Genomic DNA, 16,038 nt, shown 5'->3' with positions numbered 1-16,038 from the left:
AACGCGCTGCGCCCTCAGCGCTTCGTCAGCCGCATCTCGATCGTACGCGTCCAGACCACGCCGTCTGTAGACTCCTCCCCCACCTCATACCACGCGTCTTCAGGCGTCTGCGTGATGGTGAATCTCGACCGGACGTTCCCGCGGTCCGCCAGCTTCCACACAAAGGACGTGCCGTTGACCGAGGCCTCTGTGATGCCGAGGTAGCCGCTCCCGCCGCTGGACACCCAGGTGAAACGCTGCGTGCCCACGTCATACGTCAACAAGCCGGCCGCTTGGAACACTTCGCGTTCCACCGCCGAGGCGTCCTTCATACTCCCGCGGCCCCGAATCATCAGCACGGTGCCATTCGCGGCGGCTTCAACCGTTTCCCGTTGGGTGAGCGTGAACGTCCGCCCACCCGAGGTGACGGTTGCGGGGCCGCTCCACTCGCCGACCAGCCACGTGAGCGGGGCAAGCCTCGCTCGAGCCGTATCGGCACCAGCCGTCGACGGCGCCTGCGCACGCAACGCCTGAGGGAACACGGCGAGCAACATCAGGCCGGCAACGGCTGAGCGCACGACCGGTCGTGCCAGGGACATAGGTAGGGTCATCGACGCGCTCCGAAGGGAATGATCGAACGGTTCCATTTCACAGTACGTCCAGCACGTCGACGGGTCTTGAACAAATGCGACAGCGTCAGTCCACGAGATGATCGTGCGCGATGTCGTCCAGTCGTTCGGCCAGCATGGTTGGCGTCAGGGTCGTGAGTCGACCGACCTCACGGGCAAGATGTGCTTGGTCGGCGTATCCGGAGTCGAATGCCACCTGCGCCAGCCCTGGCTGAAGGCCTCCGTTCTCGGGGACGACTAGCCGTTTCAAGGCGGCGCGCCCTCGCCGAATGCTGGCGTACTCTTTGGGTGTCAAACCGGTCGCGGCACGAAAGCGACGTTGGAGCTGGCGCACGGTGACGCCAAGCCGCACGGCCATGTCGGTGATCAGCCCTGTGCCGTCCTCGGCGACGATCGCGTCTACGGCGCGTTGAACGAGCGCGTCCAGCGGCCGGTCTACCCCAACCGTGTCGAGCAGGAAGCGATCGAACGTCGTAGCGACCGCGCTCGAGTCGTCGGCGTCGCGAAAATCGGCCAGCGCCTGAATCAGCGGCGTCAGTACGGGGCCGAACACATCTCGTGCATCAAACCGTCGATCACGCAGGGACTGCGCGCTGCGCCCGCAGCACGCACCACCGGCTTCGGGCCGAAATCGAACGCCCCAGTATTGCTCTCCTGGATGCACCGCGACGCTCGACGCGGTGACCGACGCCCCAACGAGCGCCGCCACCGACGCGCCGTCGGGCACGGTGCAGATCGCTAACGTGGCGCACCCATCCGGCCAGACGTGATGCGTGAATCCAGGATGTGGCAGCTCCCGGATACTGAAGCCCCAATACGTCGCGACAATCCTGGAGAGCGCCGGCGCCGCGGGCATCTCGACGTAGCGGAGCGGCTTCGTCATTGGCGCAGTACTCCGAGCAGCGACACGTCCCCGTCAAAGCGTACGGCGCTCGGCTTCACCGAAAGCGCTATGGGAACCGTCATCGTTGACGTACGCAACGCCGGCACCCTGACGCGCACACGCTTCACCGTGCCGTTCGCCGTGGTGATATCGACCGCGAGCGACAGCCGGTACGGGGCAAAGCGTGTCCCTTGGAGCACCGTCACGTGGAGTCGACGCGTCTGCTCGTTCCACGACCACGAAGCGTCCACGTCGGCGTATCCGGGACGCCGCATCCACTGATCGAAGAACCAATCGAGCCGGCGTGACGACGCGCGTTCGAATGCCTGCTGCACGTCAGCCGTGAGCGCATTCCCGTGACGATGCGCCGCATAGTACGCGCGGATCCCGCGAAAGAACGCGGAGTCACCGATCTCACGGCGCAGCATGTGCAGCGTGAAGCCGGCCTTCTCGTACACGTTGGTGTTCAGCACGCGCGACAGATCGTCGAGCGTGGTATCAATCACGGCCTTCTCCACCGTTATCGGCGACTTCAACATCTTCGCGCGAATCTCGCGCATCTCGGTCAGGAACGCGCTGTCGCCATGCGCGTGCTCGGTCCACAGGGCGGCGAAGTAGGTGGCGAAGCCCTCCGAGAGCCACACGTGTGGCCATTCACGCGTCGTGACCGCATCCCCAAACCACTGATGTGCGGTCTCGTGCGCGATCAGTGACTCGGCGAGCGCTCCCGGCCTGAACAACCGCTGGTCGTAAAAGATGGCACTGGCATTCTCCATGCCGCCGAAGCGCGTGGACGATGCCACATGCGCCAGCTTCTCGTACGGGAACGGACCCACCAGCGTCGAGAAGAGCGTGACGATCTCCCCGGCGCGCGCGAAACTCCCTGGCATGGCGGCACGACGGTCGGGGCTTGTCCACACGGATTGGCGCACGCACCCCGCCCGCTCGGCGAGATGGCACGCGGTCTCACCCAATTCGAGCACGGCAAATGGCGACACGCCGATCACCATCAGCCCGGTGTAGATCGGCCGCGCGGTCCGCCAATGCGTGCGCACGAGGCGCGCGTCGGCGGGACCATTCTCCGGCGTCTCTTCCACTAGCTCGCCATTGGCGATCACGCGATGCGTTCGCGGCGCGCGCACGATCCAGTCCACCAGCGCCTTGTCCGAGGGATGATCGACCGTCGCCAGCCACTGCCGGGCGCGGTCGGGAAAGTTGTCACCGAAGGCCGTCCAGCCGAGTAACGTATCGCGACGAACGATGAGGCCATCGGACGGCAAGCCATGGTAGAACACCGCCACGCGCACCGTGTCGTTGCTGCCATTCGGCAACGCCACCCGGACGCTGTCGCCGGGGCGCGTGAAGGCCACCGGCGCCCCGTTGACACGCGCGGAATCCACGTGCATCGCGGCGGCCAGATCGAGCGAGAGCGACATCGCATCGCGGCGCGCCGCGGTGGTCGTCGCCACAAACCGGATCGTGTCAGGCCACGCGCGCGCCGGAAAGTCGACGCGGAACTCGTAGTGCACCACATCGAGTCCGGCCCGGCGCGCTCCCGTATGACTCGGCGATGCTTGCGCCTCGGCTCGAGAACCGATCACCAGGCACACCAACAGCGAAGCGCTCCACCGCGTCCTCACCACGCCCGCTCCGCCCCTGTCCAATCCAGAAAGCTTCCGGTCCGCTCACGCGGCAACCGTTCCATCTGACTCAGCAGACCGATCGCCGCTTCATCGATCGGCACGCGAAACGTGGGGCCGTCGGGCGTGGTGGCGAAATGGCCCGGATTTCCCAGCATGAGCACGATGCGCTCGTCACTCAGGTCATGCGCCAGCGCGCGCATGTGCATGTGCAACGCGGCGCCGCTCGCGCAGGTCGCGTAGTCACCGCCCTGTGTCTTGCCGGCCAATGAGCCGAGCCAGCTGCTCACCACCAGCACACGCGCCCCGTCGCGATTGGCCAGAAACGGCAGCAGCGTGCGCACCAAGAGCAGCGGCGCCACCGCGTGACGCCGGTAGTGCTCCGTGAGGCCCGTGCCGGACAGCGTCGCGAGCACTTCGTCGCGCTCACTGTCGGCGAGCTTCTCATGCGGCCCGGGTTCGGCCGGCGCGATGATGAGCTGATCGAGCGTATCGGTCAGACTCTCGAGTACCGGCACCGCGTCGGCCACCAACGACGGGTCGGCAGGATCGAGTGCAATCAGTTCCAACCCACCGTACTCGGCGCGCAGATCCGCCAACACCGGCACCCGCGCCGGATTGCGCGCAGCGGCGTACACCTTGTCACCGCGAATGAGACACTGACGTACCAACTCCACACCGAGCGGCCGCGCGGCGCCGGCAACCAGTGTGCGTCGCGGCGACGCCAACGCATGCATCCCGACGGGGGTCATGAGGCACGCTCGCGCGTGCTCCGCAAGACCGCTTCCACCGCGCTCACCGTGGCATCGATTTCAATGGGGCGGTTGGCGCGTGGGTAATCCTGGCGCTGATGCAATTCGACGAGCATGCCGGGATCCTTGAGTACATGTCCAGTGAGCACCGCCACCACGGTGTCTCCGCCTCGGATGATACCGCTGCGCACCAGTTGCCGCACGCCCGCCACGCTGGCCGCGCTGGCCGGCTCGCATCCGACACCAGCCCCGTCGATCGTGACCTTGGCATCGATGATCTCGTCGTCGGTCGCCGAAATCACCAGGCCATCGGTTTCGCGAATCGCCCGCACCGCGCGATCCCAGGAGGCCGGATCGCCGATGCGAATAGCGGTCGCGATCGTTTCCGCGTGTACCGTATACCGCGTGGCGAAGTCTTCGCGATAAGCGCGCGCGAACGGCGCCGCTCCCGCCGCTTGCACGCTCACGATGCGCGGCATCTTGTCGATCAGCCCCAACGCCTTCGCTTCACGCAACGCTTTGCCGAACGCTGCCGTGTTCCCCAAGTTGCCGGCCGGCAACACGATGAAGTCGGGCGCGTTCCAACCCAGTTGCTGCAGCATCTCGAACACGATGGTCTTCTGTCCTTCCACGCGCCACGGATTGATGGAATTCAGCAGATAGATCCCGAGTTCTCGAGATGCCTGCTGCACAAGCCGCAAGCATTCGTCGAAGTCGCCCTTCACCAGCAGCGTACGCGCGCCGTACGACAGTGTTTGCGCCAGCTTGCCCAGCGCGATCTTGCCTGCCGGCACGAACACCAGTCCGGGAATGCCAGCCTGCGCAGCGTACGACGCCAAGGCCGCCGAGGTGTTGCCAGTGCTGGCACAGGCCACGGCGCTGGCACCGATGCGCACCGCCTGCGTGGTGCCCACGGTCATGCCGCGATCCTTGAACGAACCGGTGGGATTGTGTCCTTCATGCTTGATCAGCAAGCCGTCGCAGCCCGTGTACTTCGAGATCGCCGGCCGCGACAGCAGCGGCGTATTTCCCTCGGGATGACTCACGATCGCCTCGCCGGCGCCGGGCATCACGATCGACTCGAAGCGCCACACCCCCGATGCGTGACCCATCGGCATCGCACAGCAGTGCTGCGAGAATCGGTGTTTGATGGCGTTGGCCGAGAGCGGCGCCTCGAATTCATCCACCGGCGCGCGATGGATGATCTCGAGCAAGCCTCCACAGGTCGGACAATCCGGCGCCGCATTGAGTGGCGACAGCAGATGCCCGCATGCCGCGCATCGCTGCACGCTGCGTTCGGCGCCCGCCGGCAGTCCCGTGACACCGGCGGGCAGGAACACCGCGTTCGCCGGTAGAGGATGAGACATCGGCGTGGTCATGATGGCGTAAGCTGAAGGATATCGTTGAGGACACCGGCGGCGGTGACGGCCGGACCAGCGCCCGGGCCGGTGATCACCAGAGGATGCTCACGATATCGCATGGTGGTGAACACGATCTGATTGTCGGTACCGCGCAACCCCGCCAGTGGATGTGTGAGCGGCACCGCACGTAACCCGACTACCACTTTCCGCGGCGACGCGTTCAACACGTAACGCCACACGCGCCCCTGTTTGGTGGCCGTCGCAAAACGGGCGGTCCATGCCGCGTCCTGCGCCGCCAGCGACTCCAGAAACTTCGGCAACGGCATCTTTCGATACGCGGCCGGGACCAAAGACTCGACGGTCACATCCTTCAGGTCACCGCCGAAGCCCATCATGCGCGCCAGAATGAGCGCCTTGCGGGCAACGTCCATGCCCGACAAGTCATCGCGAGGATCGGGTTCGGTGAAGCCGCGCGACATCGCATCGCGCAGCGACTCGCTGAACGCGCGGCCCTTGCCGATTTCGGTGAGCAGGAACCCCAACGTCCCCGACGTACATCCCTCGATGCGCAGCACCTTGTCGCCTGTTTCCACGAGCTTGGCATAGCTGTCCATCACAGGCAATCCGGCACCCACCGTGGTTTCGTGCAACAGGCGTGCGCCGTGCTTCGCGGCCAGCGCCCGCAGCGACGCCACCTCGGCACGCGGCGCCGATAGTGGCCGCTTGTTGGCCATCACGATATCCATGTTGGCCACAATCGCGGCGCGAATCGCCGGCAGCGTTTCGTGCGCCGTGACGTCCACCAGCACCGGACGCGCCAGCGCGTGCGAGCCGATGTACGCCACCGCCTCGGCCGCGGTAGCCTTCTGCCCGCCGTTCATCGTGGCCAACGCCCCGCCAGACTCCTTGGCCTTCGCGTAGCTCGCCAACTGTCGGGCCGTGAGACCATTCGGTTCGAACACGAACCCGCTGCGATCGATGAGGCCGACGATGGTCGGCTTCACGCGCCGCCGCACCCGCGGCAGCATCCGCAGCAGCTCACGCCCGATCAGCCCCACGCCCATCAGCACCACGTCGAGACGGTCTTCTTCGCGCAATCCGCCGCCACCGATCTTGTCGAGCTGAAACTCATCATGCACCGCCTGCGCGGCGGCTTCGGCATCGGGCTCCGCGATCACCACCGAAATATTCAGCTCGCTCGAACCCTGCGCGATCGCCACGATGTTCACGCGCGCGTTGGACAGCGATGTAAACATGCGCGACGCGATGCCCGGCGAACCGGCCATGCCGAGTCCCACCACGGCCAACGTCGCCATACCGCGCTGTACGTCCATGCCTTCGAGTTCACGCCGCGAGAGTTCGAGCGCAAATGCCTTCTCCAAGGCCACGCGCGCCTCGGCACCACGTTCGGCCGGCACGCACAAACAGATGGAGTGCTCCGACGAGGCCTGCGAAATCAGCGTCACGGAAATGCCCGCCTGTTGCAAGGCCGCAAAGGTGCGGGCGGCGATACCGGGAACACCAAGCATGCCATTGCCCGTCACCGTGACCAGTGACTGACTGCGCACGATCGAGAGCGCCTTCACGGGATACCGCGTGAGCGTGTGCCGCACCGAGATCTCGGTGCCCGGAGCCGTGGGGTCAGCAAACGGTCGCACGAACACGGGCACGCGCACCCGCGCCAGGGGAATGAGCGCGCGCGGATGCAGCACCTTGGCGCCGTAGTACGCCAGTTCGGCCGCTTCGCGCACGTTGAGCTGCGGCACGATGCGCGCCGTGGGCACCAGGCGCGGGTCGGTCGTCATCAGCCCCGGCACGTCCTTCCAGAGGGTGATCCGCTCGGCGCGCAGCGAACGTCCCAGCACCGTGGCCGTGAGATCGCTGCCACCGCGCCCCAGCGTGACCAGAGCGCCGTCAGTCGTGCCCCCGACAAAGCCGGGCACCACCGGGAGCACCCGCCGCTTCAGCAACGGGCGCAGTTGCGCCCGAACCTCGCGATCGGTGGCCACCAGATCGGGAAACGCTCCACCGAACACGCCGTCAGTGCGAATGAGCGTGGCGGCTTCCACGTACTCCGCCTTCGCGCCGCGCGCCAACAGGCCAGCCACGAGGAGTCGTGCCGAGAGCTGCTCACCGCGCACCAAGAGGAAGTCCGTGGTGCGCGGCGTCAGCTCGCGCAGGCTAGCCACACCGTACCCGAGGGTGCGTACCTCCTCGAATGCCGCGTCGAGTTCGCGGAGGAGGCAAGCCCGTACTCTGGCGTTGCCGATGATGCCGGTAGCCACGGCCGCGTGTCGTTGGTGCAACGTCGTGACCTGCTCATCGACCGCATCGACATCCCCGACGCGCGCCGCCTCGGCGATCGCCAGCAGCGCGTCGGTGACCCCGGCCAGCGCCGATACCACGGTCACCACGCGACTCGGACGCGGTTCGACGATCAAGTCGATCGCGTGGCGTACGGCCGCCGCATCGGCCAAGGAGGCCCCGCCAAACTTGAAAACGTCGATCGCGGTGGACCGCGAAGCGGAACGGGTGCGCAGTGGCGGCATGTTGCAGCTGGAATATGAGACCAATCGGACGCCCCGGTCCTACTCTCGAGAGGTCATCGAGGGGCACATCCGCACACTACTTCGGGCCGGTTCACCTGTCCACACCGGTACGCATCCACCTAGTTTTCACTTCGCTTGTCCTGACGCGACCATACCGGGTCGCTTTTACGTCCCGTGTTCCCGTGGATATGACCGCACCTGTCGAAGCGCCGCCCGCCCCGCCCGTCCCCGAACCTGCCCCACTGCCGGGCCGGCTCGCGGGACTCACCCATCTCGCGCACAATCTGGCGTGGAGCTGGAATCGCGACGCGCGGATGATCTTCAAGGAGATTGACGAAAGCCTCTGGCATCGGTTGCGCCATAACCCGATCCGCCTGCTCCAGCTGGTCGATCCGGCCCGTCTCGTGCAGCTCTCCGACGACGCGGTCTTTTGTGCGCGCTACGACCGCGCCATGCAATGGCTGGCCTCGGAACGGTCGGACGAACACACCTGGTATGCCCGCACCTTCCCCGAGCTGCGCGGTCAGCCGGTCGCCTATTTCTGCGCCGAGTTCGGCGTGCACAACTCCGTGCCGATCTACTCGGGCGGTCTCGGTGTGCTGGCCGGTGACCACCTGAAGACGGCGTCGGATCTTGGTATCCCGCTGGTAGCGGTCGGCATTCTGTACCGGCAGGGGTACTTCGATCAGCATATCCGCGTGGACGGCTGGCAGGAAGACTCGAACGACGCGATCGACTTCAATGCGGTGCCCATCGTGCCGCTGCCGGGCAAGGACGGGGAGAAGCACCTCGTGACGGTGAACACGTTCGGTCGCGATATCAACATCCGCGTCTGGAAGATGCAGGTGGGTCGCGTGCCCGTGTATCTGCTCGACTCCGATCTCCCGGAGAACCATCCCGACGACCGGCCGCTGCTCTCGAAGCTGTACTCGGGTGGCCCCGCGATGCGTCTCCGGCAGGAATGGTTGTTGGGCGTTGGCGGCGTGCGCGCGCTTCGTGCGCTCGGCATTGCGCCCGCCGCCTGGCACGCCAACGAAGGGCACGCGGCATTCATGATGGTTGAGCGCGTGCGCGAGCTCTGCCAGCAGGGCGTGTCGTTCGCCGACGCCGTGAAGCGCGTGCGCAATCGCAGTGTGTTCACCACGCACACCCCGGTGCCGGCGGGCCACGACCACTTCGGCGTGAACGAAGTGCGTGAGTGTGCCCAAGGATTCTGGAACGAGATGGGGATCGACGCCGAGACCTTCTTGCGCATCGGGTACATGCCGGAGTCGGGTACCGGCGTGTACCACATGACCGCCGCGTCGGTGCGCCTCTCGCGTCGCGTGAACGCCGTGTCGCGTCGCCACGGCATCGTGACGCGCCACATGAGCCGCTCGCTCTGGAACGGTCGCGAGGCCGAGAACATCCCCGTCGGTCACGTCACGAACGGCGTGCACCTAGCGACGTGGATGGCCAATCCCATCATGAAGCTGCTCGACGATCACCTCGGACCGGCGTGGGGACACAGCAATGATCCCGCCCTTTGGGAACAGGTGCTCACGCTCGACGACGAGGCGCTGTGGCACACGCACTCGCGCCTCAAGCACACGCTCATGCGCCTCGTGCGTGAAGAAGCCCGCAGCGCCTTCGCGCGACGGCAGATCGAGGCCACGCAGCTCGTCGGCGCCGGCACGCTGCTCGACCCGAAAACGCTGACCATCGGCTTCGCGCGTCGCTTCGCCACTTACAAGCGCGCCGACCTGATATTCCGCGATGTCGAGCGGCTGCGGAAGCTCGTCACGAACGTGCAGCGACCGGTGCAGATCGTCTTCGCCGGCAAGGCGCATCCGGCCGACAATCCGGGCAAGCAGGTGCTGCAGAACGTGTATCACTTCACCCGTGATCCGCGCTTCGAAGGCCGCGTGGCCTTCGTGGAGGACTACGGCATGCACCTCGCGCACCTGCTCGTGCAGGGCGTGGACTTGTGGATGAATCTGCCGCGCGTGCCGCTCGAGGCCTCGGGCACGAGTGGCATGAAGGCGGCGCTCAACGGCGTGCCGCAGATCTCCACGATCGACGGCTGGTGGGAGGAAGGCTACGAGGGGAACAATGGCTGGGCGATCACGCCCGAAGAAGACGACGAGGCGGGCGTCAGCACGTCGAACCGTCTCTACGAGTTGCTGGAGCAGGAGGTGGTGCCGCGCTACTACGACGTGGACAAGAATGATCTTCCGCGTCGTTGGCTAGCCACGATGAAGCACTCCATCCGTGTGGCCGGTCAGCAGTTCACGGCGCGACGCATGGTGGAGCAGTACGCGCGTGCCTACTATGCGCCATCGATCCTGGGTGACGCCCTGCCCGACGATCCACCAATCGCGTAACACTCAGTCAATGACATCCCCAGCCATGCCCACGCCCAGCTTCGGGTCGCCCGTGATCCGGGCCCCCGAGGGTGGAGCACCGACGATCGTGCATCTCACGTCGGAGTACAGTCCGTTCGCGCGTACGGGTGGGCTGGCCGAGGCCGTGATGGGGTTGGCCAACTACCAGGTGAAGGGTGGTGCGAACGTGGTCGTGTTCGTGCCACTCTATCGCTCGGTGCGCGACCATGCGCCTGACCTCGCCCCGCTCGGCCGTCCGATCCAAGTCGAGCTGGGATTCCGTAGTGAGGAAGTGCGCTTCTTCCGTGAAGTGCAGCCGCCTGCCGGTCCGAAGGTGGTGTTCGTCGATATTCCGTCGGCGTTCAGCCGCGCCGGCTTGTACGGCGAGGGCGGCCGCGATTATGTCGACAACGCGCGACGCTTCGCGCTCTTCTCGCGTGCCGTACTCGATGCCATTCCGCGACTGATCGCCGGTCCCGTGCTAGTGCACGCGCACGACTGGCACACGTCGCTGGCGCTCATGTACATGCGCACGTACGGCGACCTCAAGGCACGCTTCGCCGAGACGCCGACGGTGCTGTCGGTGCACAACGCCGGCTACCAGGGCCACTTTCCGGCGTCGATGTTGAACGACTGCGGCATTCCACCCGAGGTGTACAACTTCCGGCATCTCGAGTGGTATGACCGCCTCAACTTCCTGAAAGGCGGACTGACGTTCGCCGACATGGTCGTGACCGTGAGCCCGACGCACGCGCAGGAGCTGCGTACGCCAGGTGGCGGCTTCGGTCTTCAGGAGGTGTTTCAGTGGCTGGGCCCGCGCTTCACGGGCATCACGAACGGCATCGACCAGTCGCTCTGGAATCCAGCCACCGACGATCAGATCACCGCCAACTACTCGCGTGCCGACACCGCGAACAAGGCGAAGTGCAAAGCGGCGCTGCAGCGTTCGTTCGGCCTGCCACAGCGCAAGCGCATTCCGTTGTTCGGACTGACCGGACGCATGGTCACCCAGAAGGGCCTCGACCTCATTCTGAATTCTCAGCTCATCTGGACCCTCGACGCGCAGTTCGTCTTTCTCGGCGCCGGCGAGGCCAAGTACGAACGCGCGCTGTTAGCACTGGCGAAGGCGCGGCCGCAGCACGTCGGCGTTCAGCTCAACTTCACCGACCGGCTCGAGCATCGCCTCATGGCCGGTGCCGACATGTTCCTCATGCCGTCGCAGTATGAACCGTGCGGCCTCACGCAGATGCGCGCGCAGCGCTACGGCTCCCTGCCGATCGGGCGCCGTGTCGGTGGCATCGCGGACACCGTGCAGGACGATATCACCGGATTTCTCTTTGACGCATTTCAGCCGGCGGCGCTCGATCGGGCGATTTCCCGCGCCCTCGCGCGTTTCGCCGACCCGAGCGCCTGGACTCCACGCATGAGCGCCGCCATGACGCAGGATTTCGGCTGGGAGCGCTCGGCCGAGCGATATGCGCAGGTGTATCAGCAGGCAATCGAGATCGCCAAGCAGCGCCGCTGATGCATTCGATCGTCATTCATCATCACCTGTACCAGCCGCCGCGCGAAGATCCCTGGCTCGAGGTGGTCCCGACGGAGCCGTCAGCCGCGCCCGATCACGATTGGAATACGCGCATCAATCGGGAGTGCTACGCGCGCCTCGCCGCCGCCGAGGCGCATCTGCGCGACCGGCGTGCCGCCGCGCGCGATCCTGACGCACGATCCGGCATCGCGCGTGTGGTGAATCTGTATGCGTGGTGTTCGTTCGACGTGGGGGCCACCCTCTGTGAATGGCTCGACGCGGAAGCGCCGGACACTATGCGGGCGATGCAGGAGGGCGATGCGGCGAGCGTGCGCCGGTGGGGCCACGGCAACGCGATCGCCGCGCCGTATCATCATGTGATTCTCCCACTCGCCTCGCCGCGCGAGCGTACCACCGAAATCCGCTGGGGCATTCGTGACTTCCGTCGGCGCTTCCATCGCGAACCGGAGGGCATGTGGCTGCCCGAGTGCGCGGCCGATGAAGACACCCTCGATGCCGTGGCCAAGGAGGGCATCGCCTTCACGATTCTGGCCCCGTATCAAGTGCAGGGTCACGACGGCAGCGGCATGCCGGTGCGTTGGCGAGGCGCGTCGGGTCGCACCCTCACGATCGTGCCCTACGACGGTGCATTGGCCGGCGATGTCGCCTTCGGCGGGCTGCTGCGTGATGCCCCCGCGCTGGCGCAGCGGCTCACACCCTATCGCGACGCCGGGGATACGCCCTTCGATCGCTGCACGACGCTGGCCACCGACGGCGAAACGTTTGGACATCATCACAAGAGCGGTGACTCCACGCTCACCGAAGCGTTGTCGATGGTGGTGCAGCAGTCGAGCTCCCGCGTCACGAACAGCGCGGCGTTGGTGGCGATGTCTCCGCCCACGACCGACGTGCGCTTGGTCTCGCCGAGTGCCTGGAGTTGCGCCCACGGAGTGGAGCGGTGGCGCAGCAACTGTGGCTGCCGCCTCGATGGCAGCAAGCCGCCGGCACAGCAGTGGCGCGGACCGCTCCGAGCGGCCATCGAGCGGGTCTCGTATCACGCGCATGAGGTATTCGAACAGGAGGGGCGTACGCTGTTCCGCGACGATCCCTGGGAGGTGCGCGATCGGTACGGTGACGTCGTCGCGCAGGATGGAGCCGCGCTCGAACAGTTCGCTCGGCGCGAGTTGCCAGCCGATGCGTCGGAGCACCAAGTGCAGCGCGCCCGCGAACTGCTCGAGCTCGAACGGGCAACGATGCGGACCTTCACGTCATGCGCGTGGTTCTTCGACGACGTTGATCGCATCGAAGTGCGCCAGGTGCTTCGTTACGCCGCGCGCTCCATCGAACTGTCCGGCCACGCGTCGCGGCTCATGCCCGAATTCGTGCAGTGGCTCGCGCCCGCGACGAGCGGCGCGCCGAACGCCGGCAGCGCCAGTGAACTGTTCGTGCGCGAGGCCATGCCGCACCGCGATGCGACGACCTGTGCGGCGGCGAGCGCGATCGCCTGCGCCTCCGTGGGGATCGCCACGCCGCGTATCGCCATCTTCGATGTCACGGTCGCACCGCACGACGCCGCACCACATACGCCCGCCGCACACGAGGCGCCGCCTCACGCCCCCTGGCGAGTGACGCTCGCGCATCGCCGCACCGGCGCCTCGCGCTCGTTCGTGGGGCACGTGCATGGGGTCGGCCCGGGTCTCACGGTCGACCTCTCGGAAACGGAAGCCGATATCGGCGACACGCACGGCATCAACGTGCATGAGTTCCCGGAGGCCATCGCTCGGCAGTTGCTCCGCCCGATGGCGCTCTCCGACAACGCGCTGTTCGACGAGGTCATTCCGCCGCGCTGAGTCCGGCGCACCGGACCGTGCCCCCTTGCCGATCCGCTCGCGGAGAGGCATTTCCTACTATGCTCTGCTTGGGCCGCCTCGTCCGTTCGGTCGGTGTAGTCGCCGCTGCCCTTTACGTCAGCAGCACGCCCGCTGTGCTGCACGCGCAGTTGGTGCGCGGGTCCGTACTCGCCAGCGATGGGAGCACACCAGCCGCAGCCGTCATCGTCGTGCTCGAGAGCAGCACCGGACAGGTCCTGGCGCGAACTCTCTCCGACGCGCGCGGCGCCTTTCGGTTTCAGCTGCCGGCACCGGGTGCGCGCTATCGACTGCGCGCGCTCCGCGTGGGCTTTTCCCCAACGGACGGCCCGACCGTTGGACCATTCGAGAGCGCGGCCAGCGAGCTGCCGCCGCTGCAGCTCATGCTGACCGGAGCATCCGTAGCCCTGCCCACGGTGTCCGTTCGCGGACGCGATGACTGCCGCACCAGCAGCGCCGATGGACAACTCGTGGCGCGTGTATGGGAGGAGGGGCGCAAGGCGCTGATGGCATCGCAGTTGGCCTCGTCCGACAGTCCGTTGAACGCCGAGTGGATCGAATACGACCGCACGCTCGATAGCGCGGGCGTGCGCGTGCGCGAACAGTCGGTGCGCACCACGCGCAGTGTCACGACACGCGCATTTCGCAGCGCGCCGGCTGAATCGCTCGCCACCCATGGCTACGTCGTGGATCGTGACGACGGCACGGTGTACCACGCCCCCGATGCCGAGGTGATGCTTTCCGACGCGTTCACGAACGGGCACTGCTTCCGCCTCGAACCGCCCACCGATTCCGCGCCCGAGCAGATCGGGGTCGCATTTCGCCCGGTCAGTGACAACGACCGGCGGCGCGACATCACAGGTGTGCTGTGGCTCGATCGCGCCAGCAGTGAGCTGCGTCGCATCGAGTATCGCTATACCGGATTGCCCGCCTTCGTCGAGCGCGCGCGCCCCGGCGGAACGGTGGAGTTTCTCCGGCTCGGCGCGGGACAGTGGATGGTGCAGCGCTGGCATGTCCGCATGCCGATCCTCGCGCGCCGAGACAATCAAACCTCCGTCGGGCGGCGGCGCGTGCTCATCACCACATCCGGCGTCGTCGTCCGCGCGCTGCAGGTCAGTGGCGGCGAAGTCCTCCGCGTCACGCAGGGCGAGCGCACGCTCTTCCGTGGTGAAGGCGCCCAGCTCGCCGTACAACTGCGCCGCGCAACGGGACCGTCCGTGCCGGGACACACGATCAGCGGCGCGTTCGCCGTGCTCACGGGCACGGACTACGCGCTACGCACGGACAGTGTCGGCATCGGCCGTGTCGAACCGATCCTACCCGGACAATACCGGTTGCAGGTGCGCACGGCGCTGATGGACTCACTCGGTGTGCTCGCCCGAGAGCACGATATCGAAGTCGGCGTCGACGGTCGACTCGTTCAGATGACGCTGCCCAGTTCCACCGAGCTGCTGCGCGCCGTCTGCAGCGCCGACGTGGTACGACGCGCGCAAAGCTTTCTGCGCGGCACGGTGCGCGACTCCAGTGGTCGCGAAGTGCCCGGTGCGACGGTGCGCCTACGCGCCATGCGCAACATCGCCACCGCCGCCGACCGCGTGAGTTTCAGCGAGGACGTCGTGAGCACCACCAGTGACTCACTCGGGCAGTGGCGCGTGTGCGGCGTTCCCCGCGATACCCCGCTGCAGCTCCGCGTCATGTCCGGCGTCGGGACGATCGACACGCTGTTCCGCATCGCCGCAATGGATGCCCTCGCCGCCGCCGACGTAGGCCTCCGCGTCTCGCGGACTGCGTCGCTGCTGCTGCGCACGTACAACGCCGAGGAACGACCGCTGGGCGATGTGCTGGCCGTGGTGCGCACGATCGCCGGTCGTGAGGTCGCGGTACGCACGAATCACGTTGGCGAGGCCACGGTTGGTGATCTCGAACCCGGCGTCGCCACCGTGCATCTGCGCCGGGTCGGCTACGTGGAGGGCACGATCGCCACTGAGTTCGTCGCGGGCAGCAACACTCTGCAGCTCTCGCTCGACCCCACGGCGCCACCATCGCTCGATACCGTCACGGTGCGCGCAAACCGATCGAACAATCGCTTCACCGATTTCGAAACGCGGCGCGCGTATGGGCTGACCACGGCATCGATCACGCGCGAGCAGATCGAGCGGCGCAATCCCGTGAGCCTCTGGCAGATGCTGACCCGAGTCCCGTCGGTACTCGTCGTGGACAGCCTCGGTTTCGTGTACGCGCGATCGATGCGCAATCGCAACGATGAGTGCTGGTTGCGCGTCGCGATCAACGGCGTCGTGCAAAGCGATGGACGACCGGACCTGCGAACCCTGCCCGCGCCTGGCGAGGTGTATGGCGTCGAAGTGTTCGCCGGCGCAGCCACGATTCCTGCCACGATGGCCTCCCAAGGCGGCAATGAACTGGGACCGCGCGCGCGGACCGGTTGCGGTCTCATCTCGATCTGGACGCGGTAGCGCCGTCTACGCTCC

General features: G+C 66.5%; 10 protein-coding genes. 4 read left to right on the top strand and 6 right to left on the bottom strand.

The annotated features are described in order from the left end of the window. Window positions 1–14 precede the first annotated feature (14 nt). From RMP10_RS21300 to thrA, 6 genes are all read right to left on the bottom strand, one after another. The gene (locus RMP10_RS21300; protein ID WP_310572096.1) at window positions 15–590 is read right to left on the bottom strand and encodes a hypothetical protein; all 576 of its coding nucleotides are present in this window, start codon (window positions 588–590) and stop codon (window positions 15–17) included. Between the two features lie 85 nt (window positions 591–675). Continuing rightward, entirely contained in the window at window positions 676–1,491 is an 816-nt protein-coding gene (locus tag RMP10_RS21295) for a helix-turn-helix domain-containing protein (protein WP_310572095.1), read from the bottom strand. Further along, window positions 1,488–3,092: a M1 family metallopeptidase gene (locus RMP10_RS21290; RefSeq protein ID WP_310572094.1), complete on the bottom strand. Its 1,605-nt coding sequence runs from the start codon at window positions 3,090–3,092 to the stop codon at window positions 1,488–1,490. Before RMP10_RS21290 ends, RMP10_RS21295 begins: the two co-directional genes overlap by 4 nt. 35 nt (window positions 3,093–3,127) lie before the next feature. After that, window positions 3,128–3,883, bottom strand: coding sequence for an SDR family NAD(P)-dependent oxidoreductase (locus RMP10_RS21285; protein ID WP_310572093.1), 756 nt, complete (start codon window positions 3,881–3,883; stop codon window positions 3,128–3,130). Continuing rightward, window positions 3,880–5,262: a threonine synthase gene (thrC, locus tag RMP10_RS21280; protein WP_310572092.1), complete on the bottom strand. Its 1,383-nt coding sequence runs from the start codon at window positions 5,260–5,262 to the stop codon at window positions 3,880–3,882. Before thrC ends, RMP10_RS21285 begins: the two co-directional genes overlap by 4 nt. Beyond that, entirely contained in the window at window positions 5,259–7,793 is a 2,535-nt protein-coding gene (thrA, locus tag RMP10_RS21275; RefSeq protein ID WP_310572091.1) for a bifunctional aspartate kinase/homoserine dehydrogenase I, read from the bottom strand. The genes thrC and thrA overlap by 4 nt, the downstream gene beginning before the upstream one ends. A 188-nt stretch (window positions 7,794–7,981) precedes the next feature. Between thrA and glgP the strand changes: the two genes are divergently transcribed. The 4 genes from glgP (at window position 7,982) to RMP10_RS21255 (ending at window position 16,023) form a co-directional block, all read left to right on the top strand. Next, on the top strand, window positions 7,982–10,156 hold the full coding sequence (gene glgP, locus RMP10_RS21270; RefSeq protein WP_309668884.1) for an alpha-glucan family phosphorylase: 2,175 nt from the start codon (window positions 7,982–7,984) through the stop codon (window positions 10,154–10,156). A 10-nt stretch (window positions 10,157–10,166) separates the two neighbouring features. Next, a complete protein-coding gene (locus tag RMP10_RS21265; RefSeq protein WP_310572090.1) occupies window positions 10,167–11,681 on the top strand; it encodes a glycogen/starch synthase in 1,515 nt (504 codons plus the stop codon). Beyond that, entirely contained in the window at window positions 11,681–13,531 is a 1,851-nt protein-coding gene (locus RMP10_RS21260; protein ID WP_310572089.1) for a DUF3536 domain-containing protein, read from the top strand. The genes RMP10_RS21265 and RMP10_RS21260 overlap by 1 nt, the downstream gene beginning before the upstream one ends. A gap of 68 nt (window positions 13,532–13,599) precedes the next feature. Continuing rightward, the gene (locus RMP10_RS21255; RefSeq protein WP_310572088.1) at window positions 13,600–16,023 is read left to right on the top strand and encodes a carboxypeptidase regulatory-like domain-containing protein; all 2,424 of its coding nucleotides are present in this window, start codon (window positions 13,600–13,602) and stop codon (window positions 16,021–16,023) included. Window positions 16,024–16,038: the final 15 nt, after the last annotated feature.

The sequence above is a fragment of the Gemmatimonas sp. genome, assembly GCF_031426495.1.
In the GTDB taxonomy this organism is placed as follows: domain Bacteria; phylum Gemmatimonadota; class Gemmatimonadetes; order Gemmatimonadales; family Gemmatimonadaceae; genus Gemmatimonas.
This window is presented reverse-complemented; position numbering and strand designations above follow the sequence as displayed.